This window comes from Pseudomonas alkylphenolica (assembly GCF_000746525.1).
GTDB lineage: Bacteria > Pseudomonadota > Gammaproteobacteria > Pseudomonadales > Pseudomonadaceae > Aquipseudomonas > Aquipseudomonas alkylphenolica.
In genome coordinates, this window is sequence record NZ_CP009048.1 from 882428 (window position 1) to 908860 (window position 26433).

The 26433-nt window shown below is 60.3% G+C and carries 23 protein-coding genes and 2 pseudogenes; 9 read left to right on the top strand and 16 right to left on the bottom strand.

Annotated features, from left to right (window positions below; genetic code table 11):
• Position 1: 1 nt before the first annotated feature.
• Both PSAKL28_RS26690 and PSAKL28_RS04180 read right to left on the bottom strand, forming a co-directional pair.
• Entirely contained in the window at positions 2 to 574 is a 573-nt protein-coding gene (locus PSAKL28_RS26690) for an ABC-three component system middle component 4 (protein WP_038606955.1), read from the bottom strand.
• The gene (locus PSAKL28_RS04180; RefSeq protein ID WP_038606958.1) at positions 571 to 1782 is read right to left on the bottom strand and encodes an ABC-three component system protein; all 1212 of its coding nucleotides are present in this window, start codon (positions 1780 to 1782) and stop codon (positions 571 to 573) included. Before PSAKL28_RS04180 ends, PSAKL28_RS26690 begins: the two co-directional genes overlap by 4 nt.
• Before the next feature lie 909 nt (positions 1783 to 2691).
• Here PSAKL28_RS04180 and PSAKL28_RS28460 point away from each other — a divergent pair.
• Both PSAKL28_RS28460 and PSAKL28_RS28465 read left to right on the top strand, forming a co-directional pair.
• Positions 2692 to 3651: pseudogene (locus PSAKL28_RS28460) on the top strand (HAMP domain-containing protein); the annotation flags it as partial.
• A gap of 93 nt (positions 3652 to 3744) precedes the next feature.
• On the top strand, positions 3745 to 4509 hold the full coding sequence (locus PSAKL28_RS28465; RefSeq protein ID WP_410457934.1) for a methyl-accepting chemotaxis protein: 765 nt from the start codon (positions 3745 to 3747) through the stop codon (positions 4507 to 4509).
• A 60-nt stretch (positions 4510 to 4569) separates the two neighbouring features.
• Here PSAKL28_RS28465 and PSAKL28_RS04190 read toward each other — a convergent pair whose 3' ends face one another.
• On the bottom strand, positions 4570 to 4767 hold the full coding sequence (locus PSAKL28_RS04190) for a hypothetical protein (protein ID WP_038606965.1): 198 nt from the start codon (positions 4765 to 4767) through the stop codon (positions 4570 to 4572).
• 150 nt (positions 4768 to 4917) lie between these two features.
• On the opposite strand from PSAKL28_RS04190, the pseudogene PSAKL28_RS04195 reads away from it, so the two are divergent.
• Positions 4918 to 5239 (top strand): annotated as a pseudogene (locus PSAKL28_RS04195) (IS3 family transposase); the annotation flags it as partial.
• Positions 5240 to 5302: 63 nt separating this feature from the next.
• Here PSAKL28_RS04195 and PSAKL28_RS04200 read toward each other — a convergent pair.
• The 3 genes from PSAKL28_RS04200 to PSAKL28_RS04210 all read right to left on the bottom strand — a co-directional run bounded on the left by PSAKL28_RS04200 (position 5303) and on the right by PSAKL28_RS04210 (position 6408).
• The gene (locus PSAKL28_RS04200; RefSeq protein ID WP_038606968.1) at positions 5303 to 5521 is read right to left on the bottom strand and encodes a hypothetical protein; all 219 of its coding nucleotides are present in this window, start codon (positions 5519 to 5521) and stop codon (positions 5303 to 5305) included.
• Positions 5522 to 5786: 265 nt separating this feature from the next.
• Positions 5787 to 6104 (bottom strand): DUF3077 domain-containing protein, encoded by a 318-nt coding sequence (locus PSAKL28_RS04205; RefSeq protein WP_051939167.1) that lies wholly within the window; start codon positions 6102 to 6104, stop codon positions 5787 to 5789.
• A 76-nt stretch (positions 6105 to 6180) separates the two neighbouring features.
• Positions 6181 to 6408, bottom strand: a complete 228-nt coding sequence (locus PSAKL28_RS04210) for a hypothetical protein (protein ID WP_038606975.1) — start codon at positions 6406 to 6408, stop codon at positions 6181 to 6183.
• A gap of 467 nt (positions 6409 to 6875) precedes the next feature.
• On the opposite strand from PSAKL28_RS04210, the gene PSAKL28_RS04215 reads away from it, so the two are divergent.
• The 3 genes from PSAKL28_RS04215 (at position 6876) to PSAKL28_RS04220 (ending at position 8209) form a co-directional block, all read left to right on the top strand.
• Positions 6876 to 7478 (top strand): transglycosylase SLT domain-containing protein, encoded by a 603-nt coding sequence (locus PSAKL28_RS04215; RefSeq protein ID WP_038606978.1) that lies wholly within the window; start codon positions 6876 to 6878, stop codon positions 7476 to 7478.
• A 213-nt stretch (positions 7479 to 7691) separates the two neighbouring features.
• Complete coding sequence (locus PSAKL28_RS27585; protein ID WP_157687000.1) at positions 7692 to 7856, top strand: hypothetical protein; 165 nt, start codon at positions 7692 to 7694, stop codon at positions 7854 to 7856.
• Positions 7853 to 8209: a helix-turn-helix domain-containing protein gene (locus tag PSAKL28_RS04220; protein WP_038606980.1), complete on the top strand. Its 357-nt coding sequence runs from the start codon at positions 7853 to 7855 to the stop codon at positions 8207 to 8209. Before PSAKL28_RS27585 ends, PSAKL28_RS04220 begins: the two co-directional genes overlap by 4 nt.
• An 8-nt stretch (positions 8210 to 8217) precedes the next feature.
• Here the strand turns inward: PSAKL28_RS04220 and PSAKL28_RS04225 are convergent, their stop codons facing one another.
• Together PSAKL28_RS04225 and cra are read right to left on the bottom strand one after the other, a co-directional pair.
• Positions 8218 to 9006 (bottom strand): TatD family hydrolase, encoded by a 789-nt coding sequence (locus PSAKL28_RS04225; RefSeq protein WP_038606982.1) that lies wholly within the window; start codon positions 9004 to 9006, stop codon positions 8218 to 8220.
• 2 nt (positions 9007 to 9008) lie between these two features.
• A complete protein-coding gene (cra, locus tag PSAKL28_RS04230; RefSeq protein WP_038606984.1) occupies positions 9009 to 10004 on the bottom strand; it encodes a catabolite repressor/activator in 996 nt (331 codons plus the stop codon).
• A 283-nt stretch (positions 10005 to 10287) separates the two neighbouring features.
• Between cra and ptsP the strand changes: the two genes are divergently transcribed.
• The 3 genes from ptsP to PSAKL28_RS04245 are packed head-to-tail and all read left to right on the top strand — an operon-like array spanning position 10288 to position 15830.
• The gene (gene ptsP / locus PSAKL28_RS04235; RefSeq protein WP_038606986.1) at positions 10288 to 13146 is read left to right on the top strand and encodes a phosphoenolpyruvate--protein phosphotransferase; all 2859 of its coding nucleotides are present in this window, start codon (positions 10288 to 10290) and stop codon (positions 13144 to 13146) included.
• Entirely contained in the window at positions 13147 to 14097 is a 951-nt protein-coding gene (gene pfkB / locus PSAKL28_RS04240) for a 1-phosphofructokinase (protein WP_038606988.1), read from the top strand.
• Positions 14094 to 15830: a PTS fructose-like transporter subunit IIB gene (locus PSAKL28_RS04245; protein ID WP_038606991.1), complete on the top strand. Its 1737-nt coding sequence runs from the start codon at positions 14094 to 14096 to the stop codon at positions 15828 to 15830. The genes pfkB and PSAKL28_RS04245 overlap by 4 nt, the downstream gene beginning before the upstream one ends.
• Before the next feature lie 97 nt (positions 15831 to 15927).
• On the opposite strand, the gene PSAKL28_RS04250 is transcribed toward PSAKL28_RS04245, so the two are convergent.
• From PSAKL28_RS04250 to PSAKL28_RS04285, 8 genes are all read right to left on the bottom strand, one after another.
• A complete protein-coding gene (locus tag PSAKL28_RS04250) occupies positions 15928 to 16155 on the bottom strand; it encodes a DUF3820 family protein (RefSeq protein ID WP_038606994.1) in 228 nt (75 codons plus the stop codon).
• An 82-nt stretch (positions 16156 to 16237) separates the two neighbouring features.
• On the bottom strand, positions 16238 to 17731 hold the full coding sequence (locus PSAKL28_RS04255) for a sensor domain-containing diguanylate cyclase (RefSeq protein ID WP_038616238.1): 1494 nt from the start codon (positions 17729 to 17731) through the stop codon (positions 16238 to 16240).
• Between the two features lie 155 nt (positions 17732 to 17886).
• Positions 17887 to 19221 (bottom strand): OprD family porin, encoded by a 1335-nt coding sequence (locus PSAKL28_RS04260; RefSeq protein ID WP_038606997.1) that lies wholly within the window; start codon positions 19219 to 19221, stop codon positions 17887 to 17889.
• 206 nt (positions 19222 to 19427) lie between these two features.
• On the bottom strand, positions 19428 to 19652 hold the full coding sequence (locus PSAKL28_RS04265) for a hypothetical protein (RefSeq protein WP_038607000.1): 225 nt from the start codon (positions 19650 to 19652) through the stop codon (positions 19428 to 19430).
• Positions 19653 to 19840: 188 nt separating this feature from the next.
• Positions 19841 to 21220: a heavy metal sensor histidine kinase gene (locus tag PSAKL28_RS04270; protein WP_038607003.1), complete on the bottom strand. Its 1380-nt coding sequence runs from the start codon at positions 21218 to 21220 to the stop codon at positions 19841 to 19843.
• Positions 21195 to 21869: a heavy metal response regulator transcription factor gene (locus tag PSAKL28_RS04275; RefSeq protein WP_038607006.1), complete on the bottom strand. Its 675-nt coding sequence runs from the start codon at positions 21867 to 21869 to the stop codon at positions 21195 to 21197. Before PSAKL28_RS04275 ends, PSAKL28_RS04270 begins: the two co-directional genes overlap by 26 nt.
• 9 nt (positions 21870 to 21878) lie before the next feature.
• Positions 21879 to 24980 (bottom strand): multidrug efflux RND transporter permease subunit, encoded by a 3102-nt coding sequence (locus PSAKL28_RS04280; RefSeq protein ID WP_038607008.1) that lies wholly within the window; start codon positions 24978 to 24980, stop codon positions 21879 to 21881.
• Positions 24977 to 26143 carry an efflux RND transporter periplasmic adaptor subunit gene (locus PSAKL28_RS04285; RefSeq protein WP_038607011.1) on the bottom strand — a complete coding sequence of 389 codons (1167 nt, stop codon included), beginning with the start codon at positions 26141 to 26143 and terminating at the stop codon, positions 24977 to 24979. Before PSAKL28_RS04285 ends, PSAKL28_RS04280 begins: the two co-directional genes overlap by 4 nt.
• Positions 26144 to 26433: the final 290 nt, after the last annotated feature.

Here is a 26433-nt window from a genome sequence, read left to right on the forward strand (position 1 = left end):
TTCAATTCCCTTTGAACACTGCATTGAGATATGAGTAAAGCTTGGTGGTTGCTTGTGTTTGTAAGGTCGAGATGCTATCTATTACTTCTAAGGCTGAGGAGAAGTAGTTTTGGTTATGTTTACTTACAGGGGGCTGTTGCGAAGGGCATGCGGTATCGTAGGAGGTCGAGTCAATTAGGTTTTCTACAAAAAGACTACCTGTCGGGCTCAATAGGTACTTAATTGAACCGGGATCTGTTTGGTAATCACATGCCAACATTCCACGTGCTGCTAACTCTTTGATTAGAGCTTTAAGCTTTGAACGATTGAAGAGTATGTCCACGTTTGTTGATAAGCTCTCAATGGTGTAGGTGTACTGAGAGTTAATTGGTGCGAATTTTTTTCCTGCCAATCTCAGTACTTCGTTAATCTTTGAAGGATTTTTGGTAAGGTATATGAATACTTGGATTTTTTCAAAGTCCAGTACTGCTTTTTTCTTTGAGGACAGGCCAAGCTTATAAATTATGAGCGCCAGCAACGAATAATTTAACGAGAAATCATCGTCTATCAATAAGTAAGGTAGCGCTTGATTCATTGTGGTGATCCTTTTTTCGCTAGAACTTCCTCAATGGAAGTGCTGGCGGACCATACAACGTCAATATCCTCCTTGTTGGCAAGCTGATGGATCATGCCTTTCTTGTGAACCCCATCTAATTCAGCTAGCAACGTTTTAAGGTATAAGCCGTCCTCGCTCATTATTTTAGCATGCACTCGTTGCACGAACTGATCTGGAGTGGTTTTGTTAGCTATATGGTGTTCGTGCTCTTGGCGATAAATTTCTCTTACTTTGCCATACAGGACGCTGAGAAGCTTTTTGTCATGGTCGCTGGTGAACAGTTTTCTGGCTTCTTCGGCATTAAAGAAGTAACCTTTTGCGTTACCTGTAATACCTTCGTGAACATCGGCTATGACCATCTTGAGTACAAAAAAATGATCATCGTATTGGTTGTTATCTTTGAAATCCTGTACTGCAAGGGGGGCTTTGTATGCCGCTTCAAACTCTAAGATATACTTAACTACCGCCTTGTAGACTGTTTCGTCTTTGCTTTTGGGTTTGCAGATACTGGTATGATCCTCATCCACCGCTCTTGAGTCTTTTTTCAGACTTTCAATCGCAAGTGCGCTTTTTTTGTCAACAAATTTATCATGTGCACCATAGATGTATTTTGTAGGTGGTGGGGTAGACGTGTTTATCCAGTCTCGGCTGAATTGGTAGACCGCATCACTCAAGACACTCAGATCATTAAGTTGAACGTTAGAGGATAGGAAAGACCCCATGTTCGCAATTTTTGCCCCAGTGTGTGGGACTGCGAGAGAAATAAATCCCTTAACTGCTGTTGACTGGGTTTCCTCCAACTGGCCAAGAATGCATGCCTTTGATATCAGACCACCCATGCTGTGTGCGATGACCATGACTTTCTCATAGTCACTGAGATTAACTTCAAATTCTGTACGTAACAATTGAGCGATTTCAGTGATTGGAAGATTTGTTCTGATACTCTTTCTTGAGCTAAATAGACGTGAAAATAAGCTTTTGGTAACACCATACGTGGTGGTGAATGTGGTGAAATAATTGAAGCACCCAATATCGTAACGGTCACTTAGCTGCGGGTCGGTTGCTAAAAGATTCGGAAATGAGATGTTGTCGTCAAAAGACCAGGTCTCTTGGCCCCCTTTTAAACCGTGTACGAAAATCACCGCGTTGGGTTTGTTCTCTTTTTTTACCCATGTGATCATACTCATCTGGATGTCCTTTTTCCGAGTGGACGACTGTCGTAGCCGCGAATAACGATGCGAGTCGACAGAAAATATTGCGTTCTGGAGGTAGTGTTGGCAAGAGTGCGCTAACGCCTTACCGGCCAAGCGAAGTCGTGAGCATAGTGCTTTTGGGGGGCGAATAGCCATCAGAGCGTCGAGTCGACTTCTAGATTCCCTCGCCGTGGCCACTCTGGCTGGTTACGAGTCTCGGGATTTACTGCACATCCTATCTATCAACGCGAGTACTCATCGCGCTGAGGCCAGTTGAGTGCTCATAGCCGTTAGAGCTAGCATTTATATCGCGCTTGGCTCGCAAGCGTACAGTCATCTCATCTTGCGTAACTCAGCCGGTTGCCAACGATGGGGTAACAACTCCCTATATCACTCGCTCGCTGCATCAACAGCCGAGTGAAACGCCCTTCAAATAAGAGAAGTTCGGGTCAGACCACGGTTTCAATTGTTCGTAAACGTGGTCTGAGCACGTCTCTCCCCGTCGCTATTCAACCTCAAGCCGTCGGCGCATAGAGGCTCGGTGGGAGCGGGTTTGCCCCGCGATTCTGGCGATGGGGAATGTCTGCCATATTGCCGTGAGTCTGTCGCGGGGCAAGCCCGCTCCCACCGGTGGAAGACCGCTTTTGGCCGATAGCAGCCCGTCTCTGAACAATTTCCCAAAGTCCACGGCTCTCTACAGAACACCCCACAAAGCCCGCTCACTGCGGGCTTTGTGTTCAGCCACATCCCCCGCCAAACGTCATCACCACCCCCTCCACCCTCAAGATTTCCCCCCTACAACCGATATCAATCAAATGTCCCGGTAAAAAGACTACTGAACACACCATGAACAAAAATCTGCGTTTCAGTCACAAAATTCTTTTGGTCGCGTCATTGATCGTGATGCTCGCCTTTACCCTGTTCACCCTGTACAGCGACTACCTCCAGCGTAATGCGACACGCATTAATCTGGAAAACTACCTGGCAGAAATGGGTACCTCGACGTCCACCAACATCCGCAACCTGCTGGAGGGGCGGATCAGTCTGGTGGAAAACCTGGCACAGAACATTGCCCAGGACCCAGCCAACGCTGAGACGCTGATGGGCCAGAATGCTCTGATCTCGAGCTTTCTCACCGTCTACCTGGGCAAGGTCGATGGCGGTTTCAGTGTTCGTCCAGACGCCAAGATGCCCGACGGCTATGATCCGCGCACCCGCCCCTGGTACAAGGACGGGATGAGCGCCAGCGGCGCGATTCTCACCGAGCCCTATATCGATCTGACCACCAACAAGATGGTCATCGGCATCCTCAGCAAGGTCTCCGGCAGCATCGGTGTGGTCGGGGGCGATCTGGCGCTGGATGGCCTGGTGGAAATCATCAACTCGCTGAACTTCGGCGGTATGGGGTATGCCTTCCTTGTCAACGATCAAGGCAAGATTCTGGTCCACCCGGACAACGCGCTGGTGATGAAGTCGCTGTCGGATCTGTACCCTGCGAACACACCGAGGCTGTCTGCTGAGCTGACCGAGGTCGAAGCCAATGGCCAGGCCCGTCTGCTGACCTTCGCGCCTATCAAGGGCCTGCCCTCGGCCAATTGGTACATCGGTCTGTCGGTGGACAAGGACAAGGCCTACGCGATGCTCAGTGATTTCCGCACCTCGGCAATCATTGCCACGCTTATCGCGGTGGCCATCATTATCACGCTGCTCGGCCTGCTGATCCGTGTCCTGCTGCAACCGTTGAACACGATGATCCGGGCGATGGAAGACATCGCCGAAGGTGAAGGGGATCTGACCAAGCGCCTGACCATCCACAGTCAGGACGAGTTCGGTGCTCTGGGTACTGCGTTCAACCGTTTCGTTGAGCGTATTCATACCTCGATCCGCGAGGTGTCTTCAGCCACCGAGCAGGTCAACGAAGTGGCATTGCGGGTGGTTAGCGCTTCCAACTCGTCGATGGTCAATTCCGACGAGCAGTCCAACCGCACCAACAGCGTTGCGGCGGCCATCAACCAGCTCGGCGCCGCCGCCCAGGAAATCGCCCATAACGCCGCGCAGGCGTCGCAACAGGCAAGCTCGGCGCGTCACCTGGCCGAAGAAGGCCAGCAGGTGGTCGATCGCAGCATTGCCGCGATGAATCGTCTGTCGGATCTGATCAGCACGTCCAGCTCGCACATCGAGACGCTCAACAGCAAGACCGTAAACATCGGCCAGATCCTCGAAGTGATCACCAGCATCTCGCAGCAGACCAACCTGCTGGCGCTCAACGCCGCGATCGAAGCGGCCCGCGCCGGTGAGGCCGGGCGCGGTTTCGCGGTGGTCGCCGATGAAGTGCGTAACCTTGCGCACCGTACTCAGGAGTCGGCGCAGCAAGTACAGAACATGATCGAGGAGCTGCAGGTCGGCGCCCGCGAGTCGGTTGACACCATGGGCCAGAGCCAGCGTCACAGCCAGGACAGCGTCGAGATCGCCAATCAGGCCGGTGAGCGTCTGGGCAGCGTGACCCTGCGCATCGGCGAGATCGACGGCATGAACCAGTCGGTGGCCACCGCTACCGAGGAGCAGACCGCCGTGGTTGACTCGATCAACATGGACATCAACGAGATCAACATGCTCAACCAGGAAGGGGTGGAAAACCTGCAGTCCACCCTGCGCGCCTGCACCGACCTGGAGCAGCAAGCCGCTCGCCTGAAACACCTGGTGGGCAGCTTCCGTATCTGATCCGCGCCTGTCGAAATTCCGCGCCTACAGCGACAAGCCCTGTAGGCGCGGGATTTGAACTCACTCGCCGTCATCCTCGGGGAGTTCATCGGTAACCATGACTCGCGCATGCGCGCTGTGCTCGTCTTCGATGCGTAAGCCGAAGTAGCGGGAGTCATTGGCGTCCCAAAACGCCTCGACCTGTGTCATGAGTGCGTTGTTAAGCAGCACCTCAGCACTACGCTCCAGGATGATTGAGTAACGTCTTTCGGTGTTCATTACAAAGGAGGCTCGCTACAGCTGAGGGAAGAGGCTGGGGTGAACCAGCATCGTTGCCATTATGCCGCCTCACTCATTTTCGACCGCAACCGCTCATCGTTTCATTGAGTTTTTGCCTGTCGCGGGACGTTCGAACACCCCGGAATCATCCCGTGCGCCAAATCCTCAACCATCGCCTTGGATATGGCCTATGAGCAGCATGGCCGGCCTCAGAGCGTTCTGTTTCACAGCGACCAAGGAAGCCAATACGGTAGCCGAAGCTTCCGTCAACGCACCGATGGAACGGTTGTTTCGCAGCTTGAAAACGGAATGGGTACCGACCGTAGGCTATATGAGCGCTTCGCTGGCACAGCAGGATATCGGCCGGTTGTTGATGCAGCGCTACAACTGGCAACGGTCGCATCAATTTAACGGCGGGCTGGCGCCCGCTGTGGCCGAGGAAAAACTTAACGCAGTGTCCGGGATGAGTTGACCACTACATACGAAGGCTAGTGCTCAGAGTAGGGCGGCGCACTTCCGGCTCCGCCCAGGCGTTTCAACCTTTATTCGCGTTGAGCTTGCGCAGCTCTTCGTAGGTAGCAGACTGGACGAACCAGAAGCCGGAAACGATGCACCAAACCAAGGTGCCGACCACGAAAATCCCCAGGGCTGGCAAGAAGCCGCTGGTGAAGATGGCGATGAAAGAGAAAAGCCAGATCACGGCCAGGGAGACGTAGAGGACGATGTTGTTGACGCTGATGACGAAGTCTTTCACAGGGCGTATTCCTTGCGGGAAGTCAAAAATTACCCCTCCGGGGGCATAAGAATGCTATCACATTGCCATGATCTGGGTGGCGAACACGGCCGATGCCATCGGACCCGGTGTTCATGCAAGATACCTCTGACAGGATGTTAAGTGATGCGGCATGCAAGATTCGAAAGCGGGCAGCTTTATTTGTTAGGTGCCCACACAGTGTTGAGTCTCCATTGCATAAGGCCAACGATGCTATTCAATTTATTTGGGGTAAATGAACCAGGCATCAACTTGTACTCTTGATGTGCCCCGAGCTCCCCACCATCATCCCATGCGCCAAATCCTCAACCATCGCCTTGGCCATCCCGCTCAGGTAATGCGCTGCACAAATCATCGCTTCATCCTGCTCAAACAACACATGCTGGGTAAGTTTGCTCACACAGTTCATCAACAGCGCCGCCTGCTCCAGAACAAAGTCCGCATTGTGCCCAGGCTCAACCCGGAACAGGCGGTCAGCGGCCGTGCCGCTCGCGCCTTCTCCGAATACCCCGACGCCTATTGTTTTCAAACCGGTACTGCTGCCTTTAATCGAATCCTCGTTCATCCATTTTCTCCCGGCATGCATACGCCCTAAGCAGCCAGCCTTGCCGCAGCAACACTGGCGCTTACTTGTGGATAACTCAGTGTTGTGACTGAACCCTGCTCAACGCCACTTCAACCAAACTTCGGGCGTTGTCGATTTCATGCATGGTGGACAAGGTCAGGATCTGACCTGGGGAGCTGGAATGGAGGAGGACGGTCTGTTGCGCCACGGTCATGGCACAGACCAGGTATTCAGAGATCTGGACGAGGATGTCTTCGAGGGATTGGTTAATGTGAAGCGGTGGATCAGGAACGATTTTTAGCATGGTAGCCTCCCAGTGATCGGAGCCGCCACGCATCTGCTGTCAAACAAATGGGTGGCAACTGTACGCGGGTTGACAGACCGAACACCGGGGAACTCGGCGCACACGAAGGTGCCCCACGTACAATTGCCATAAAGGTTTGCACATGTTCCGCGATGATATCGGCCTGTCAAAACCGGTCGTTGAAATTGGCAACGACCGGTCGAGACTAGGCCCCTCGCGGGACCACTGCAATGGCTTGAAAGCGGCAGAAGTATGATTCGGAAATGGACTACAGGGAATCGGGAAATTCTGAAGATTCGTTGCTTTGATGCAGTCTCTTTGCTTGAAATTCGAGCAAACTGCAGCCGGGCTCGCGTTACAAATCAACCGGGCGGGGCAGGTGACCCTGCCAAGGCGCAGGCCATCATAGAGTTCTGCGTTTTATACGAAGGGCAACCAATGCCCTCATTTTTTTGCTGGGGCGATGGATGAAACAAGGGCTGGTTTGGGCACTGATGCTGATGTGTGTGATCTTGACTGGCTGCGCCACCGCGCCACCCAGGGATCAGAACAATCTCTGCAATATCTTCCGCGAATACCCTGACTGGTACGAAGATTCGCTGGAGATGCAGGAAAAGTACGGCACGCCGCAACACGTGGCGATGGCGATCATGAAGCAGGAAAGCAGTTTCGTTCACGATGCGCTGCCACCCCGTGATTACCTGTTGTGGGTAATTCCCTGGGGGCGCGTGAGCTCGGCCTATGGTTATGCACAGGCCCAGGACCCGGTCTGGGGTGAGTACAAGGACGGCACCGGCAATGGCGGCTCGCGGGACAACTTTGATGACGCGATGATGTTCATCGGTTGGTACACCGACGGTACTCAACGCCAGCTGGGAATCTCCAAGTGGGACACCTACAACCAGTACCTGGCTTACCACGAGGGGCGCGGTGGTTTCAGTCGTGGGACCTATCGCAGCAAGCCGTGGCTGATGCAGGTGGCGCGCAAGGTCGAGCAGCAGTCGAAGGTCTATGGTGCGCAGCTCAAGCAGTGCCGCACAGAGCTGGAGGAAGACACCGGCTGGTTCTGATGCGCTCGGTTGTTGAAATGAAGCATGCGCTGCCAAGGAGGCAAGCTGCCGAATTCCGATGATTACCGCCGGTGTGAACCCGGCTACCGCTAATAAAATCGGCACTATAGTGCCGATTTTTTGCATTAAATGCTTTTAACAAGAACTTTATTGCCGATTAGTGTGGGCAGAGCTATATTTTGCAGCATTAAAGTTCCGATTTACGAGGGCGTGATGGCTGAGCAACTCACTCTGCAGGCCTTCGTGGAAGGCCAATGGCACGACGCGTTGGTACTTACCGTTCAAAATGAGCAGCGGGTGCCTGAAGGCGTACGCAAGGCACAATCCATTCCCGTGAATAATCTGGATGCCCGTTTGGCGGAGTGGGGCCTGCAATGAAGTTGATCTCGATTGAAGAGCGCCAAAAGCTCATTGAAGACATCAAGCTGAAAAATGTGGCTGGCCAGGAGACCCTCGGCACAACTATTCGCCGCTTGCGTGTCGAGGTGACCGGCCTTGATCAGGCAACCTTTGCTGCCATGTGCAAAATGTCGACGAAAGCGCTTTACCAGCTGGAAACTGACAAGGGCAATCCGACCATCAATACGCTTAACGGCATTCTGCGCATCTTCGGTATGAGGATGACCCTTGGCTCACTCATCAATATGCCGATCATTCCCGCAGAGGATCGTGCGCTCATCAAGAAACGCGGTGCGCGACCACCGGCCCGCAAGGCCAAGGCTGGCTTGTAAGTTTGTCGTCAGCCTTTACTTGGCCAGCCAAACAACTCGCACGCATTGCGCGTACTCACCTCAGCCAAGCGCTCCACCTCAATCCCGATCACCGCTGCCAGCGCGGTAGCAATCTGCGGCAAATGCTCAGGGCTGTTGCGCTGCCCGGCATACATCACCGGCGCCATATCCGGCGCATCGGTTTCCAGCACCAGGCTTTCCAGCGGCAACTGCGGCAGCACCTTGTGCAAGCGCAGGGCTTGCGGCCAGGTGGCGGCACCGCCCAAACCCAGTTTGAACCCGAGCTTGTGATATTCGCGGGCTTCTTCAAAGCTGCCCGCGAATGCGTGAATGATGCCGCCGCGCGGAAGCTTGTAACGCTTGAGCGTGGCAATTACCGCGGCATGACTGCGGCGCACATGCAGCAGGGCGGGCAGATTGAAGTCGACGGCCAGTTGCAGTTGGGCTTCGAACCAGTGTTGCTGGCGCTCGCGATCCAGTTCCGGCAGGTAGTAGTCGAGGCCGAATTCGCCGACGGCGCACAGCTGGCGATCGCCATGCAGGCGGGTCAGCCAGTCGCCCAGTTCACGCAAGTGCTCCGGGCGGTGCTGGTCGAGGTAGACCGGGTGCAGGCCGAAGGCGGCGTACAGGTGCGGGTCGCTGCGCACCAGGTCCCACAACCGCTGCCAGTTGTCCCGGTATACACCGAGTACCACCATGCGCTCGACACCCGCGGCCCTGGCGTTGGCCAGCAGGGCCGTACGGTCAGGGTCGAAATCCGGAAAATCCAGATGGGTGTGGGTGTCGATCAGGCGCATGGTCAGGCCTTGATGATTCGCTGTTTGAAGGTTCGACCTACGGCGTGTACGCCAGGTTCGTAGTGCTTTTCTTCAACTGCAGCCAGGGCCAGTTTCAGGGCGATTTCCGCCATCACGCCGTGTTGCTGGGCCATGGCATTGACCGGCAGCGGCAAAAAGTCGAGCAGCTGGTTATCACCGAAGGTGCCCAGTTGCAGGCTGCGCGAATCGGCCGGGCGCGCCTGCAGGACGTCGAACACGCCTTGCAGCAGCACGTAGGAGGTGGTGACCAGGGCATCCGGCAAACCGCCCAGCTCGGCGATCAGTTCGTTCATCAAGCGCTGGCCGCATTCGCGGCTGAAGGCTTCGCCCTGGTAGCGGCTGACGTTGCCGGTGAAGTCTTGCAGGGCTTCATCGAAACCACCGGCACGCGCCTGGCTGACGCTGAGCTCTGGCCGCGCACCGATCAGGGCGATGTGCGCCGGCTTGGTGGCGAGCAGGCTGCGGGTCAGTTGCAGGCTGGCGTTGCGGTCGTCGCTGACCACCGAGCAGAAATGCGCCGGGTCCAGGCTACGGTCGATGGCGATGATCGGCAGGCCTTTGGCTTGCAGCTGGCGATAGCTGTCGTCACCGGCCGGCAGGCAGCTGGCGACAAACAGCGCATCGCAGCGGCGGGCCCGGAATAGCTGCTGCAACTGGCGCTCGCTTTCGGGCTGGTCGTCGCTGCTGGCAATCAGCAGTTGGTAACCTTTGGCCCGGGCGCCTTGTTCCAGTTGCTTGGCAATACGTGCGTAGCTGGGGTTCTCCAGATCCGGGAGAATGAACCCCAGGGTCTTGGTGTGACGGCTACGCAAGCCGGCAGCCTGCGGGTTGGGGGTGAAGCCATGGGCTTCGACCACCGCACGCACACGCTCCACCGTGCTGCTGCTGATGCGTTGCTGTTCGGCCTTGCCGTTGATGACATAGCTGGCAGTCGTTACGGACACACCGGCCAGTTGGGCGATATCGCTGAGTTTCACCGCAAATTCCTTGTTATACCGGGGCTGCTTGCACAGCCTGACCGGGAATTGTCGCCGATTCTTTGATCAGGGCGCAGACGACCATTGTCGCAATTGTCCGACAAGATGGGGCTTCATTGATCGAAGATTATCGAGTAACGTGCTCACAATTCCAGGTTAAACGTTTCAGCAGGCGATTTTTCTGCCGAACCACCGCCTGCCAAGGGCTGATAGCAACTGGCCCTATGCTGAAAAATTCACAACAATACCTCAGCACCCGCCGGGTGCTGCAAAGGAGAAGGTCATGCTCGAGCTCACTGTAGAGCAGATATCCATGGGCCAGTCGGCTGTGGATAAGTCGGCGGCGCTGCAGCTTATGGCCGAGCACCTGGTCAGCGATGGCCTGGTTGCCGACGGCTACCTGGTTGGCCTGCAGGCCCGCGAGGCACAGGGTTCGACCTTTCTGGGCCAGGGTATTGCGATTCCCCATGGCACCCCGGAAACCCGCGATCAGGTATATACCACCGGCGTGCGCCTGCTGCAGTTCCCCGAGGGTGTGGACTGGGGCGATGGCCATAAGGTGTACCTGGCCATCGGTATCGCCGCACGCTCCGATGAACACCTGCGCTTGCTGCAACTGCTGACCCGCGCCTTGGGCGAAACCGACCTGGCCGAGGCGTTGCGTCGGGCCAGTTCTGCCGAGGCGCTGCTCAAGTTGCTGCAAGGCGCTCCGCAGGAGCTGGCGCTGGATGCGCAGATGATCGGCCTGGGCGTGGCGGCTGAAGATTTCGACGAGTTGGTCTGGCGCGCGGCGCGTCTGTTGCACCGCGCCGACTGTGTCAGCGCTGGTTTTGCCGGGGTGCTGCAGCAGGTCGAGCCGCTGCCGCTGGGCGAAGGCCTGTGGTGGCTGCACAGCCAGCAGGCCGTGCGTCAGCCCGGGCTGGCCTTTGTCACCCCACAGCAACCGCTGCGTTATCGCGACCAGCCCCTGCAGGGTGTGTTCTGCCTCGCTAGCCTGGGCGAAGCCCATCAGGCGTTGCTTGAGCGCTTGTGCACGCTGCTGATCGAAGGTCGCGGCCAGGAACTGTGCCGCGCCACCAATAGCCGCGTGGTGCTCGAAGTGCTGGGCGGTGAAGTGCCGGCGGATTGGCCCAGCGCGCGCATCGGCCTGGCCAATGCCCATGGCTTGCATGCGCGGCCGGCCAAGGAGCTGGCGCAACTGGCCAAGGCGTTTGACGGTGAAATTCGTGTGCGTGTGGTCGACAGCGGTCAGGCCGCCGTTTCCGCCAAGAGCCTGAGCAAGCTGCTGAGCCTCGGTGCCCGGCGCGGTCAGGTGCTGGAAATCATCGCTGAACCTAACGTGGCCGCCGATGCGCTGCCGGCCCTGCTGGCGGCGATTGAAGCGGGGCTGGGCGAGGACGTCGAGGCACTGGCCGTGGTGGCCGAAGCCGCGCCCGAAATGCTCCCGGAGCCTGAGCTTCAGGCGCCATCGCCGGGTGCGGTGATCCTCGGTGTGGCGGCCGCGCCGGGGATCGCCAGTGGCCCGGCGCATATTCAGGTGCTGCGTGAGTTCGATTATCCGCTGCGCGGTGAGTCGCTGCCTATCGAGCGCCAGCGTCTGCAGCAGGCGCTGGCGGCGGTCAATGCCGAAATCGGCGCGCTGATCCAGCGCAGCCAGGCCAAGGCCATTGGCGAAATTTTCATCACCCATCAGGAAATGCTCGCCGACCCCGACCTGAGTGACGAAGTCGATCAGCGTCTGCGCCAGGGCGAAAGTGCCCCGGCGGCGTGGATGGCGGTGATCGACAACGCGGCGCGCCAGCAGGAGGCGTTGCACGATGCCTTGCTCGCCGAGCGTGCTGCCGACTTGCGCGACATCGGCCGGCGGGTGCTGGCCCAGCTGTGTGGCGAGGCGGACATCCCGGCGCCGGAGCAACCCTATGTGCTGGTGATGGAGGAGGTCGGCCCGTCGGATGTGGCGCGCCTGGACCCGGCACGTGTCGCCGGGATTCTCACCGCCCGTGGCGGCGCGACGGCGCACAGTGCCATCGTCGCCCGCGCCCTGGGTATTCCGGCAGTGGTCGGCGCGGGCGATGCGATATTGCTGATCGCTTCAGGTACCGCGCTGTTGCTCGATGGTCAGCGTGGTCGCCTGCACGTCGCGCCGCCTGCCGATGAACTGCAGCGCGCTCTGGCCGAACGCGATCGCCGCGAGCAACGCCTGCAACTGGCCCGTGCCCATCGCCTGGAACCGGCGCTGACCCGTGACGGGCACGCCATCGAAGTGTTCGCCAACATTGGTGACAGCAAGGGCATCGAGGCGGTGGTCGATCATGGCGCCGAAGGCGTCGGCCTGCTACGTACCGAACTGATTTTCATGGCCCACCAGCAGGCCCCCGACGAAGCGCTGCAAGAGGCCGAGTACCGTCGTGTCCTCGACGGTCTCGACGGTCGGCCACTGGTGGTGCGTACTCTGGATGTGGGCGGTGACAAGCCGCTGCCTTACTGGCCGATCGCCAAGGAAGAAAACCCCTTCCTCGGCGTGCGCGGCATTCGCCTGACCCTGCAGCGTCCGCAGGTGATGGAGACTCAGTTGCGCGCCTTGCTGCGTGCGGCGGGTGATCGTCCGCTACGGATCATGTTCCCCATGGTCGGCCAGCTTGAAGAATGGCAACAGGCCCGGGCGATGGTCGAACGCCTGCGCGAAGAAATCAGCGTCAGCGACCTGCAGTTGGGGATCATGATCGAGGTGCCTTCGGCGGCCTTGCTTGCCCCGGTGCTGGCCCGTGAAGTGGATTTCTTCAGCATCGGCACCAACGACCTGACCCAATACACCCTGGCCATCGACCGTGGCCATCCGAGCCTGTCGGCCCAGGCCGACGGCCTGCACCCGGCGGTGCTGCAACTGATCGACATGACCGTGCGTGCCGCCCATGCCCATGGCAAGTGGGTGGGTGTGTGTGGCGAGCTGGCGGCTGACCCGCAGGCGGTCGCCGTGCTGCTGGGGCTGGGCGTCGATGAGCTGAGCGTTGCTGCGCGCAGCATTGCCGAGGTCAAGGCCCTGGTCCGCGAACTGAATTATGAACACGCCCGGCAACTTGCTCAGCAAGCCCTGCTGCAGGGCAGTGCCAGCGCCGTACGGGCGCTGGTGGAGAACGATTGAATGGCCAAGATACTCACCCTGACCCTCAACCCGGCGCTGGACCTGACCGTCAGCCTCGATGCCCTGCGCAGCGGCCAGGTCAACCGCAGCCAGGCCCAGCACAGCCATGCGGCGGGCAAGGGCCTGAATGTTGCGCAAGTGCTGGCGGACCTTGGCCATAACGTCACCGTCGGTGGCTTTCTCGGCGCCGACAATCTGCAGCCTTTCGAGGATCTGATCGCCCGGCGTGGCTTTGCCGACTGCTTTGTTCGCGTACCGGGCGAGACCCGCTGCAATATCAAGCTGGTGGAAGCCGATGGCCGCGTGACCGACATCAACGGGCCGGGCCCGGAGGTGAGCGAACAGGCCTGTGAACAACTGCTAGCCAAACTGACGCATATCGCGCCCGGCCATGACGCGGTGGTGGTAGCGGGCAGTCTGCCGCGTGGCCTAAGCCCGCAATGGTTGCGGCAACTGCTGGAACAGCTCAAGGCCATGGGCCTGAAGGTCGCTCTGGACAGCAGCGGCGAAGCCCTGCGCGCCGGGCTGCAAAGTGCGCCCTGGCTGGTCAAACCCAACACCGACGAGCTGGGCGAAGTGCTCGGTAGCAGCGTGCACAGTTTTGCCGAACAACAACTGGCCGCCCGCCAACTGATCGCCCAAGGTGTCGAGCATGTAGTGGTGTCCCAGGGCGAGCATGGGGTCAATTGGTTCCAGCAAAGCTGCGTGCTCACGGCTGTGCCACCTGTGGTCAAGGTGGCCAGCACGGTGGGTGCCGGTGACTCGTTGCTGGCAGGTATGGTCCACGGCCTGCTCAGCGCCGATTCAGCGGAGCAGACCTTGCGCCTGGCCACGGCGATTGCCGCCCAGGCGGTGACCCAGATCGGTTTTGGCATCAACGACCGGACGCAGCTGGCGCAACTGCAGCACGACGTGCGCCTGGGCGAAGAACAACAAGAGGGTTGCAGATGAACATTGCCATCGTCACCGCCTGCCCCAACGGCCAGGTTTCCAGTGTGCTCAGTGCGCGTCTGCTGGAAGCTGCCGCGCAACGTCTGGGCTGGAGCACCAGTGTTGAGGTGCATGATCCCCGGCAACCCCAGGGGCAATTGTCGGCGGCGGTGATCGCTGCCGCCGACTGGGTGCTGGTGGTCAGCAGCGGCCCGCTGGACTTGCAGCGTTTTGCCGGTAAGCGCCTGTTCCAGAGCACGCCGGCCCAGGCCCTGAGCGATACCCAGCACTTTCTCTGTCAGGCGGCGGAGCAGGCTGAGGTTTATCAGCCGGTCGCAGAAACGCCATCGACCCCTGTCGAGCGCAGCGCCAGGATCGTCGCCATCACGGCCTGTCCGACCGGCGTCGCACATACCTTTATGGCCGCCGAGGCGTTGCAGCAGGCGGCGCAGCAACTGGGCCATCAACTCACTGTCGAGACCCAGGGCTCGGTCGGTGCGCGCAATCCACTGACGCCTGCCGCGATTGCCGAGGCCGATGTGGTGCTGCTGGCCGCCGATATCGAGGTGCCTACCGAGCGCTTTGCCGGTAAACGCATCTATCGTTGCGGTACCGGCGTGGCGTTGAAACAGGCCCAGGCCACCTTGAATAAAGCCCTGGCCGAAGGCCGCGAGGAATCAACTGCGCAAAGCGCCAATACCAGTACGACCCGCAGCGAGAAAACCGGGGTGTACAAGCACCTGCTCACCGGAGTCTCGTTCATGCTGCCGATGGTAGTGGCGGGTGGTTTGCTGATCGCCTTGTCCTTCGTGTTCGGGATTGAGGCCTTCAAGGAGCCCGGCACCTTGCCGGCCGCGCTGATGCAGATCGGTGGCGAAGCGGCGTTCAAACTGATGGTGCCGTTGCTCGCCGGTTACATCGCCTACTCGATTGCCGACCGTCCCGGGCTGGCGCCGGGGATGATCGGTGGCTTGCTGGCCAGTACCCTGGGTGCCGGGTTTATCGGTGGCATCGTCGCCGGTTTTCTTGCCGGTTACAGCGCCAAGGCGATCAGCCGCTGGGTGCGTTTGCCCAGCAGCCTGGAGGCGCTCAAACCGATCCTGATCATTCCGTTGCTGGCCAGCCTGTTCACCGGCCTGGTGATGATTTATGTGGTCGGCAAACCGGTGGCCGGAATGCTCGAAGGGCTGACGCATTTTCTCGACAGCATGGGCACCACCAACGCGATCCTCCTCGGTGTGCTGCTTGGCGGGATGATGTGCGTGGACCTCGGTGGCCCGATCAACAAGGCTGCCTATGCCTTCTCGGTGGGCCTGCTGGCGTCGCAGAGCTATGCCCCGATGGCCGCGACCATGGCCGCCGGCATGGTGCCGCCGATCGGTCTGGGCATCGCCAGTTTCATTGCCCGGCGCAAGTTTGCCCAAAGCGAGCGCGAAGCCGGCAAGGCGGCCTTTGTGCTGGGCTTGTGCTTCATCTCGGAGGGGGCGATCCCGTTTGCGGCCAAGGATCCGCTGCGGGTGATTCCGGCGAGTATCGCCGGTGGTGCGTTGACCGGCGCCCTGTCGATGTACTTCGGCTGCAAGCTGATGGCGCCGCATGGCGGGCTGTTCGTCATGCTGATTCCCAACGCCATCAACCACGCGTTGCTGTACCTGCTGGCGATCCTTGCGGGCAGCCTGCTGACGGCACTGGTCTATGCCGTGCTCAAGCGCAGCGAAGTGGTGGAACTGGCGGTGCAGCCGGTCAAAGCCTGATCAGGGGAGGATAGCTGTCTGGTGGGAGCGGGCTTGCCCCGCGATTCGATGTGGCTGACAGTCCGCTGTCGCGGGGCAAGCCCGCTCCCACCGAGATCTACCGGTGCCTGGGATGCTTCTTGCGCAGGGGCACCAGCAGCTCGCCCAGGCCGTTGTGGTCGATCTCGTGCATCAAGGCCAGCAAGCCACCCAGCTCACCTTTGGGAAAGCCCTGGCGGGCGAACCAGGCCAGGTAATGACCCGGCAGGTCGGCGATCAGCCGGCCCTGGTATTTGCCGAACGGCATTTCACGGGTGACCAGCAGTTCAAGTGTCTCGGGATTCATGCAATGTGGTTCTGAACGGGAAACTTTGACCATACAGGCAATCGGCATGAAGGCCAATCGAACACGGGGCGTTGTTCACACCCTAGATCGCGGTTTCCACCCGGTTGCGCCCGTTGCGCTTGGCGCTGTAGAGCGCGTCGTCGGCACTGCCCAGCAAAGCTGGCAGATCGTGCTCGGCGTCTGGCGTGTAACAGCCGATGCCGATACTGACCGTGACCGGCTGGGTGTCGTCGCCGAACGGCGGTAGTGCCTCGACGCTGCGGCGAATGCGTTCAGCCAGCACCTGCGCGCCATGGCGTTCGGTCTCGGGCAAGACCACCAGAAACTCCTCGCCACCGTAGCGTGCTGCCAAGTCGGCCGGGCGGCGAATGCTGCGGGCAATGGCGGCGGCGACCTTGCGCAAGGCTTCGTCGCCGCCCTGGTGACCATGACGTTCGTTGAACGCCTTGAAGTGATCGACATCGACCATCAATACCGCCAACGGGCGGTGGTTGCGCTGGGCCCGTGACCATTCGCGGCGCAGCACCTGATCGAGCTGGCGGCGGTTGGCAAGGCCGGTGAGGCTGTCGGTGGCGGCAAGCTCGGCCAGATCCTGTTCGGCACACTGCCGACGGCGTAGTTCACGGCCCAGCAGCAGCGTCAGCCAGAGGATACCGATGCACAGTACGCCAGTGGCGCAGCTGACCAGCAAGGCCGTGCGCCGCCAGGATTCGAACACTTCATCGCTTGAGCGCGCCACGACGACGATCAGCGGCAGGTCGGCGACCCGCGCGAAGGTGTACAGCCTGGCTTTGCCGGTACGCCCGGAGTAGCCGGCGAAACTACCGTTGCCATCGGCCATCAGGCGTTTGAAGTTGGGGCGGTCGGCGAAGTTGGCGCCGATCAGCGCATCTTCGGCGATGTTCGATTGCCGGGCGAGCAAAACGCCGTCGGTGTTCATCAGGTTGATGCTGCTGTCACTGCCGATATCCAGGCGCTTGAACAGATCGGTGAAGTACGAAAGGCGCAGGGCGCCGGCGGCGACCCCGGCAAACTCGCCGTTGGCAGCGGAAATGCGCCGGCTGAAACTGATGCACCAGTCCAGGTCGCCCAGGCGCGCTTTGAACGGTGGGCTGATGACCATGCCCAGGTCGGCATTCTGGCGATGGGCCTGGAACACTTTGCTGTCGGCGAAGTTGGCCTGGCGCGGGGGAACACTGGTGGAGTCGGCCAGTACATTGCCCTGGGCATCAAGCCAGAGCATGTCGCCGCGTACCGGCATGGCGAAGGCCTGGTTGAACAGGATCTTTTGCCGCAGGGTCGGTGACAGGGATTTCAGATCAGGCTGTTGTACGGCCCAGATCAAGCCGCGCAGGGACAGGTCGTAGAGTTCTACATTGCGCTGGATATCGCTTTCGATCAGCTGGACGATATTGCTCGCCGCACGGCTGGCGCTCTGCTCGACGTTAATGCGTTCGCGCAGCACCAGGTAGCTGACGATGGCCACGATAGCGAGCACCGCAAGGCAACTGCCCAGGTTCAGGATCAGCTCCGGATGAGACTTGTACAGGGCGGATCGCTGGGATCGGGAGGGCAAAGTCATGGTCGCTGTAGCCGAAGACCGTCAGAAGAGTCGCGGCGAGGTTACGCGACGGCGCGGTATTCTAGGGGCCACAGGATTGTCGAACAAGAACTTTGCTAGCGAGCCGACGGAAAGAGCTGGCTAGAGCGCCAGCTCTTGTTCGCGCAGGGTCAGAAGATGTTCAGCGGGTAGTCGACGATTACCCGGTACTCGTCGGCATCGCTGCCGGTCTGCGGGTAGCCCTGGCTGCCACGGTGGCTGGCCCAGCGCAGCAGGACCGAGAGGTCCTTGAGGCTGCCTTGCTGGAACACGTACTGCAGGTCGATGTCGCGCTCCCAGTGACGGGCGTTTTCGCCTTCGGGGTTGTACCAGTATTCGCCATAACCGACGCTGTTGGGATCGACCTTGGTCAGGTCCAGTTCACCGCGCGAGTAGGAGACGATCGAGGTCAGGCCGGGAATGCCCTGGCCGGTGAAGTCGTAGGCATATTTGAGCTTCCACGAGCGCTCGTTGGGGCCATTGAAGTCCGAATAGATCTGCGAGTTGTCCAGGTAGATGCTGTCGCCCTGGTTGATGTAGTCGAACGGGGTGTTGCCATTGACCCGCTGGTACACCGCGGTGAGGCTGTTGTAGCCGACATTCACGCTGAAGTGCAGGCTGTAGGTGTTGTTGTCGATGTTGCCGAGCAGCGCTTGGCCGGTGTCCTGAGTGTGGTAGTAGTGCAGGCCCGGGTTGAGGCTGACCAGGTCGTTGACCTTGTAGGTGTAGTCGAGGTCGAAGTAGTACTGGTTCCAGATGTCCTTGAGCTCGGAGGCATACAGGCTCGAGGTCAGGTTCGGTACGCCGCTCCAGGCCATGCCGGCCCAGTTCAGGTGACGGCTCTGGCGATCATCCGGCAAGGCGCCGTAGTAGGTGTCGATACGACGGTGGCCGCTCTGGTTGTAGGGCTTGGTGAAGCTGGCCTGGCCGGCTTCGAGCATCAGGCCTGCGAAGCTGTTGTTGGTCAGGCTGACGCCGCGGAAGGTCTGCGGCAGCATGCGCGACTCACCACCGGCAATCACCGGGTTGGTCAGAAACAGGTCACCGGCCTTGAGTTCGGTGTCGAAGGCCTTGAGTTTGACTGCCGCACCGGCGGTCGAGAACGAGTCGTGGGCCTTGCCCGGTTCGCCGTCGCCCTGGGTATTGATTGGCAGGATGCTGGTACCGGAGGTGCCGGCGCCGCCATCGAGTTTCAGGCCGAGCATGCCATGTACATCCAGGCCGAAACCGACGGTGCCCGGGGTGTAGCCCGATTCGAACTTACCGAGAAAACCCTGTCCCCACTCCCGATTGTCATGCTCGCCGCGATTCAGCTGATTGCGGTTGAGGTAGTAGTTGCGCGCATGCACGTTGAGGCTGGACCCTTCGATAAAGCCTTCGGCCTGTTCCTCGTTGGCCTGGGCGTTGAAGGGGATCGTTGCAGCCAGTGCAACGAACAGGGGGCTGAAGCGTAAAGCAGTGTTCACCGGGGTGGACTCCTTGAGGTGAAAGTAAGGCAATTGCTGTGGTGCGAAAATTGATCTTTTTATGAGCAAACGAGCCAGCTGACTGGCACTTTTCGACACACGAAAAAAAAGCCGCTGATCATCAGCGGCTTTGAAAGACAACCGCACAGGCGCTCAAGTCACCTGTGCGATTACCCAAGGAGTCGAAGGGAGATACGGCGTGCTGATCAGCTCTCGGCTGCGTCACTCGAAGAAACCTTGGAAGCGGTCTGCTCTGCGGGCTTTGAGCCTTGCTCGGACTGGGCGGCGAAGGCCTCGCGAGCTTGTTCGTGGACGACAGCCAGCTCGGCATTGCGAGCGATGAACGCCTGGGATTCCTCGGCCATGGTCAGAGGAGACAATAACAGGGAAGACAGGACGAATACGCTGGCAACACCCATACTGTTGGACATTTTGAAACAGCCTTCTTGCGGTGCAAGTGTTAAGTAGGTCCGACTAAATTAGTCGGAAACACCAGCAAGAAACAGTTACTTTTTCGAGAAGTACTATTGCGTCAAGGGTAATAGTCGAGGTTCGTCGCGGGGCAAGCCCGCTCCCACCGGCCCACCACTGTGGGAGCGGGCTTGCCCCGCGATGGGCTTCAGGCCGGTAACAAAATCCCGAAGGTATTGGCCCCCGCCTGGCTGCGCACGAACACGCTGCCACCATGCATCAGGGCAATCGCCCTGACGATCGCCAGCCCCAATCCATGGTTGCCAGCGCCGCTGGTGCGCGCGGCATCGACCCGGTAGAAGCGCTCGAACAGCATCGGCAGATGTTCCTCGGCAATCGCCGGCCCCGGGTTGCTCACCGCGATGCTGATCTGCCCATTGATCTGTTCGATACGCACCTGGATGACCTGCTGGGCGGCGGTGTGTTGCACGGCGTTATTCAGCAGGTTGATCAGGGCCCGGCGCAACTGGGCCTTTTCAATGTGCGCCTGGGCGTCGCCACTGACCTCGACGCGCACCTGAGCGTCCTCGAGGATGTAGTCCAGGTAATCGAGGGTCGCCGCCACTTCTTCGGCCAGCGAGCTGCAGGTCAGGGCCGTGGCCTTGCTGCCCTGGTCGGCGCTGGCGAGGAACAGCATGTCGTTGATGATGGTGCGCAGGCGTTCGAGTTCTTCCAGGTTCGATTGCAGCACCTCGAAGTAATGCTCGGCACTGCGCCCCCGTGTCAGGGCCACCTGGGTCTGGCCGATCAGGTTGGTCAGCGGTGAGCGCAGTTCATGGGCAACATCGGCATTGAAGGCTTCAAGGCGGGTATAGGCCTGGTCGACCCGCTCCAGGGTGGAGTTGAAGGCGCTGGCGAATTGCGCCACTTCCGGTGGCAGGTCGGATAGCTGCAGACGACCGCTCAAGCGAGGCGGCGCAAGTTTTTGTGCTTCCGCCGAGAGCGTGCCCAGCGGCTTGAGCCCGACCCGCGCCACCCAGTAACCGAGCAATGAGGCGAGGAAAACGCCGAACACCGACAGGCTGATAATCGCCACCAGCAAGGTGTGTTGCGTCTGCCAGAAGGTTTCGGTGTTGATGGCGATCAGAAAACGCAGCGGCGGGCGCGCGCCCATGGCCGGCAATTCACTGACCAGTACTTTGTACGGGTAGGGGCTATCGGCCAGGCGCAGGTCGCGCATACCCAGTGCCCCTTGGGCGAAAGCGCGGATGCCGGCATCGGGATGGCCGTACTCGAACGTGCTGTTGCCACTGACCACCCAGAAGCGGATACGGCGATCTTCTTCGCCGAGCAGGTTGAGCTTGTTGCTGATCTTCGCCCAGTGCTCGGTGGTGTCGTAGCGGGTCAGCGACGACTCCAGCACACTGAAGCGCGCTTCCAGTTCTGCCACGGGCAGCAGGTCCAGGCTGCGGTCCACCTGCCTGTACAAGGCGCTGCCGATCAACAGGAACACACCCAGTGCGACCAGGGTGAACAGTGCGCTCAGGCGCAGGGCGATGGAGTTAGCCGGCACGGTTTTCCAGAACATAGCCCATGCCTCGAATGGTATGCAGCAGCTTGGTTTCAAAGGGGCCGTCGAGCTTGGCGCGCAGGCGCTTGATCGCCACTTCGACGACGTTGGCATCGCTGTCGAAGTTGATGTCCCAGACCAGCTCGGCGATGGCGGTCTTGGAGAGGATTTCGCCCTGGCGCCGGGCCAGCACGCTGAGCAGCGAGAACTCCTTGGCGGTCAGGTCCAGGCGTTGCCCGGCGCGGCTGGCCTTGCGGCTGATCAGGTCGACCCAGAGGTCGGCGACCTGGATCTGCACCGGTTCGTGGCTGCCGCTACGGCGGGTCAGGGCCTGCAGGCGAGCGACCAGTTCGAGGAAGGAGAACGGCTTGCCGAGATAATCGTCGGCGCCCTCGCGCAGGCCATGAATGCGGTCTTCGACCCGCTCGCGGGCGGTGAGCATGATCACCGGTGTCTGCTTGCGCGCGCGCAGGGCGCGCAGCACGCCGTAACCGTCCAGGCCGGGGAGCATGACGTCGAGGACGATCACCGCGTAGTCGCCTTCCAGGGCCAGGTGCAGGCCGTCGATGCCGTCGCGGGCCAGGTCCACGGTGAAACCTTGCTCGGTCAGGCCGCGGTGCAGGTAGTCGGCGGTCTTTTCTTCATCTTCGATAATCAGCACACGCATGTTCGGTTCTCAACTGGCATTGGGCTGCGTCGCGCTTTGCGACGCCTGACGCCGATGGAACAAGCGTTCCAGGGCCAAGTATATGATTGGCGTGGTGAACAGTGTCAGCGCCTGGCTGACCAGCAACCCGCCGACCACGGCAATCCCCAGCGGCTGGCGCAATTCGGCGCCAGCGCCCATGCCGAACATCAACGGCACGGCACCGAGCAGGGCGGCGAGGGTGGTCATCATGATCGGCCGAAAGCGCGTCAGGCAGGCCTGGTGGATCGCTTGCTCGGGGCTCAGGCCCAGGTTGCGCTGGGCATCCAGGGCAAAGTCGATGAGCAGGATGCCGTTCTTCTTGACGATACCGATCAGCAGCACGATGCCGATCAGGCCCATGATGCTGAAGTCCTGGCCCGACAGCCACAGCAGCGCCAACGCGCCAAGCCCGGCGGAGGGCAGGGTGGAGATGATGGTCAGCGGATGGACGAAGCTCTCGTAAAGCACGCCGAGGATGATGTACACCGCCACCAGCGCGGCGAGGATCAGCCACGGCTGGCTCGACAGCGAACTCTGGAAAGCCTGCGCCGCACCCTGGAAATTGCCGATGATCGAGTCGGGCATACCCAGCTCGCGTTGGGTGCGCTCGAGGATCTGTACCGCATCACCCAACGCTACACCGGAGGCCAGGTTGAACGACAGGTTGGCTGCCGGGAACAAGCCGTCATGGCTGATCGACAACGGCCCGGTGCTCGGCGGCGCGACCTTGGCCAGCACCGACAGCGGCACCATCTCGCCGGTCAGCGGTGAGCGCAGGTAGAAGTAGTTCAGGCTTTCGGCCTTGCCGCGCTGGCGGGCGTCGAGTTCGAGGATCACCTTGTACTGGTTGGTTTCGGTCTGGAACTCGCTGATCTGGCGCTGGCCGAAGGCGTCATAGAGCGCCTGGTCGATGTCGGTGGTGGTCAGGCCGAAGCGTGCCGCGGCGCGGCGGTCGATATCGATGCGGGTGACGCTGGCGCCCAGTTGCAGGTCGTTGGACAAGTCGCGAAAGGCCGGATTGCCCTTCAGGCGTTCGGTCAGGCGCTGGGTCCACAGGTTCAGCGCCGCGCCGTCGTTGCTTTTGAGCACGTATTGGTACTGGCTGCGGGTAGGGCCGGAGCTGAGGTTGATGTCCTGGCCGGCGCGCAGGTAGAGGACCACGCCGGGTACCTTGGCCAGTTTCGGGCGCAGGCGATCGATGAACTCGCTGGCCGACACGTCGCGATCACCGCGGTCCTTGAGGGCAATCCAGAAGCGACCGTTGGCGATGGTCTGGTTGCTGCCGGTGACCCCGACCGCATGGGAGAACGCCCGCACCGCCGGGTCGGCTTCGATGACCTTGGCCAGCGCTTGGTGCTTCTTGATCATGTCCGGGTAGGAGATATCCGCAGCGCCTTCCGAGGTGCCGAGGATGAAGCCGGTGTCCTGCACCGGGAAGAAGCCTTTGGGAATGGCAACATAGCCGACCACCGCCAGCGCCAGGGTGACGCCGAAGATTCCCATCATCAGCCGCTGATGCGCCAGGGCCTTGACCAGCACGCGCTCGTACCAGGCCAGCAAGCGCTCGCCGAAGGTGACCTTGTGTTGGTCTTTGTGTTCGGGACGCTCCATGAACAGGGCGCATAAAGTCGGTGCCAGGGTCAGCGACACCACCACCGATATGAGGATGGTCGAGGTTGCGGTGAGGGCGAATTCCTTGAATAAGCGCCCAACCACACCGCCCATGAACAGCAACGGAATAAACGCCGCCACCAGCGAAAAACTGATCGAGACCACGGTAAAACCGATCTCTCCGGCGCCCTTGATCGCCGCCTCGCGCTTGTTGTCGCCGTCTTCCAGGTGACGGTGGATGTTCTCCACCACTACGATGGCATCATCGACCACAAAGCCCACGGCGATGACGATGGCCACCAGGGTCAGGTTGTTCAGGCTGAAGCCGAACAGGTACATCAGGGCAAAGCTGGCGATCAGCGACACGCCGAGCACGCTGGATACGATCAAGGTCGCCGACCATTGCCGCAGGAACAGCGCCATCACCCCGATCACCAGAATCACCGCGATCATCAGGGTGATTTCCACTTCGTGCAGGGAGGCGCGGATGGTCTGCGTGCGGTCGTTGAGCACCGAGACCTCGACCGACGCCGGCAGCATCTGTTCGAGCCGGGGCAAGGCCTCCATGACCCCGTCGACAGTCTCGACGATGTTCGCGCCCGGTTGGCGGAACACCACCAGGTTCAGGCCCTGCTGCTCGCCGGACCAGGCTTTGACGTAGGCATTTTCGGCGCCGTTGATGACCTTGGCGACATCCTTCAGGTGCACCGGTGCGCCGTCGCGGTAGGAGACGATCAGCTGGGCGTATTCCTCGGGGTGGAACAGCTGGTCGTTGGTGGCCAGGGTCGAGACGCTGCTTTCGCCATACAGCGCACCTTTGGCCAGATTCAGGCTGGTTTGCTGAATGGCCTGGCGCAGGTCGGCGAGGGTCAGTCCCAGGGCTGCAAGTTTTTCCGGCTGGGCCTGAACACGGATGGCCGGGCGCAACTGGCCGGTGATGTTGATCAGGCCGACGCCTTCGATCTGGCTCAGTTGCCTGGCCAGCAGGGTTTCGGCGTAGTCGCTCAGTTCGTTGGCCGGCATCTGCGCCGAGCTGACGGTGAGGATCAGCACCGGGCTGTCCGCCGGGTTGACCTTGCGCCAGGTCGGCGGGCTGGGCATGTCCTGGGGCAGGCGCGCGGTGGCAGTGTTGATCGCTGCCTGGACTTCCTGGGCGGCGGTGTCGATGCTTTTTTCCAGGCTGAACTGCAGGATCAGGTTGGTCGAACCGAGGGCGCTGCTGGAGGTCATCTGGGGCATGCCGGGGATGGCACTGAACTGCACCTCCAGTGGCGTAGCCACCGACGAGGCCATGGTCTCGGGGCTGGCGCCGGGCAACTGGGCGGTGACCTGGATCGTCGGAAAATCGGCCTCGGGCAAGGGCGCGACCGGCAGGCGGGGAAAAGCGATGACCCCGAGCAGCACCAGCGCGAATGTCAGCAGCAGCGTGGCGATCGGGCGGTCGATACACCAGCGCGATAGCGAACCGCGGGCGTTCATGGTTGCACCTGGCCGGCGGCCACGTCTTCAGGTGCGGCCGTTTCAGCGGCCACTTCGACAGTGGCCCCGGGCTTGAGCCGGGACTGGCCGTCGGAGACCAGTTTATCGTCTCGGCTGACCCCGGCGATGATGTTCAGGGCGCTGTCCTGATACAGCACCTTGACCGGCACGCTTTCGACTTTGTTGCCGGCCAGCCGGTACACGTAGTGACCGTCAATGCCGCGCTGCACCACCTGGGGAGGTACCACCAGGGCGTTCTGCTCCAGTGCGGTCTGCAGCTTCAGGGTCACCAGTTGACCAGGCCAGAGGCGGGCGTCGGGGTTGGCGAACTCGGCCTTGACCCGGATGGTCCCGGTGTTGGCGGCCACCTGATTGTCGATCAGGGTCAGATGCCCCTCGGCCAGCAACGTGCCGCTGCTGTCGCCATCGCCTTCCAGGTAGGCCTGGACCACCGCCGGGGGCTGCGCTTTGAGCAGCCCCTGCAAGGTCGGCAACATGTGTTGCGGCAAGGAGAACTCGACCCCGATCGGGTCGATCTGGGTGACGCTGAACAGTCCCTGGGTATCGGCCACGCGCAGGAAGTTGCCCTCATCGACATTGCGGATACCGACCCTGCCGGTCACCGGTGAAAGAATCTGGGTGTAGGACAACTGCACCTGAGCGGCGGCAATCGCGGCCTGATTGCCCAGCACGGTGGCTTGCAACTGATTGAACAACGCTTGCTGCTGGTCCAGGGTCTGGCGCGATACGCCATTGTCGGTACTGAGCAGCTTGTAACGCTTGAGGTCGACACCGGCGACCTGCAGTTGCGCCTGACTCTGACCCAGTTGCGCCTTGGCCTGCTCCAGGCTGGCGCGGATGGCGCGGTCGTCGATGGTCGCCAGCAGATCGCCTTGCTTGACCCACTGACCCTCCTTGACCAGCAGGCGGGTCAGCACCCCTTCGACCTGTGGACGGATGACCACGCTGTGCAGCGACAGCACCGATCCGATACCGCTGACATAGCGCGGTACATTCTGCTGCTTGACGCTGACCACCCGAACCGGAATGGCTGCGACTCCAGTGGGCTTTTCCTCACCGGAACGGCCGAAAAACCAGAAGGCGGCACCGGCCAGGACAAACAGAACGGCGCAGATCACAAGGGGGCGGGTCTGGATACGCATAGGTGAAGTCTCAGGGCGATACCCAGTTTATAGCGGCTCGATCAGGTCAGCAGCGTGACGGCTAACTGACAGCGCTGACAGCTAGCGATGCAGGCTCGGTGGGAGCGGGCTTGCCCCGCGATTGCATTCAGTCGGTCACATCGAATCGCGGGGCAAGCCCGCTCCCACAGGGGAGGGTAATGGCCAATTGCCAATTATCCTGAGCTGGATCAATAAATCGGGCCAATTTGTCACTAGAGTCGTACGCCCTGCCGATTCTCCCAATAACAACGAGTGCCTCCGATGAAGAG

Bases quoted from the DNA above. Each gene is read 5' to 3' on its own strand.
- PSAKL28_RS04190 (WP_038606965.1), bottom strand. From the start codon at position 4,767: ATGAACACCGAAAGACGTTACTCAATCATCCTGGAGCGTAGTGCTGAG.
- PSAKL28_RS04225 (WP_038606982.1), bottom strand. From the start codon at position 9,006: ATGCGCCTGATCGACACCCACACCCATCTGGATTTTCCGGATTTCGAC.
- PSAKL28_RS04265 (WP_038607000.1), bottom strand. From the start codon at position 19,652: ATGTCCAACAGTATGGGTGTTGCCAGCGTATTCGTCCTGTCTTCCCTG.
- PSAKL28_RS04270 (WP_038607003.1), bottom strand. From the start codon at position 21,220: ATGTTCTGGAAAACCGTGCCGGCTAACTCCATCGCCCTGCGCCTGAGC.
- PSAKL28_RS04210 (WP_038606975.1), bottom strand. From the start codon at position 6,408: ATGCTAAAAATCGTTCCTGATCCACCGCTTCACATTAACCAATCCCTC.
- PSAKL28_RS26690 (WP_038606955.1), bottom strand. From the start codon at position 574: ATGAATCAAGCGCTACCTTACTTATTGATAGACGATGATTTCTCGTTA.
- ptsP (WP_038606986.1), top strand. From the start codon at position 10,288: ATGCTCGAGCTCACTGTAGAGCAGATATCCATGGGCCAGTCGGCTGTG.
- PSAKL28_RS04280 (WP_038607008.1), bottom strand. From the start codon at position 24,980: ATGAACGCCCGCGGTTCGCTATCGCGCTGGTGTATCGACCGCCCGATC.
- PSAKL28_RS04275 (WP_038607006.1), bottom strand. From the start codon at position 21,869: ATGCGTGTGCTGATTATCGAAGATGAAGAAAAGACCGCCGACTACCTG.
- PSAKL28_RS04250 (WP_038606994.1), bottom strand. From the start codon at position 16,155: ATGAATCCCGAGACACTTGAACTGCTGGTCACCCGTGAAATGCCGTTC.
- PSAKL28_RS04180 (WP_038606958.1), bottom strand. From the start codon at position 1,782: ATGAGTATGATCACATGGGTAAAAAAAGAGAACAAACCCAACGCGGTG.
- PSAKL28_RS04205 (WP_051939167.1), bottom strand. From the start codon at position 6,104: ATGAACGAGGATTCGATTAAAGGCAGCAGTACCGGTTTGAAAACAATA.
- PSAKL28_RS04220 (WP_038606980.1), top strand. From the start codon at position 7,853: ATGAAGTTGATCTCGATTGAAGAGCGCCAAAAGCTCATTGAAGACATC.
- PSAKL28_RS27585 (WP_157687000.1), top strand. From the start codon at position 7,692: ATGGCTGAGCAACTCACTCTGCAGGCCTTCGTGGAAGGCCAATGGCAC.
- PSAKL28_RS04285 (WP_038607011.1), bottom strand. From the start codon at position 26,143: ATGCGTATCCAGACCCGCCCCCTTGTGATCTGCGCCGTTCTGTTTGTC.
- PSAKL28_RS28465 (WP_410457934.1), top strand. From the start codon at position 3,745: ATGGTCAATTCCGACGAGCAGTCCAACCGCACCAACAGCGTTGCGGCG.
- PSAKL28_RS04245 (WP_038606991.1), top strand. From the start codon at position 14,094: ATGAACATTGCCATCGTCACCGCCTGCCCCAACGGCCAGGTTTCCAGT.
- PSAKL28_RS04215 (WP_038606978.1), top strand. From the start codon at position 6,876: ATGAAACAAGGGCTGGTTTGGGCACTGATGCTGATGTGTGTGATCTTG.
- pfkB (WP_038606988.1), top strand. From the start codon at position 13,147: ATGGCCAAGATACTCACCCTGACCCTCAACCCGGCGCTGGACCTGACC.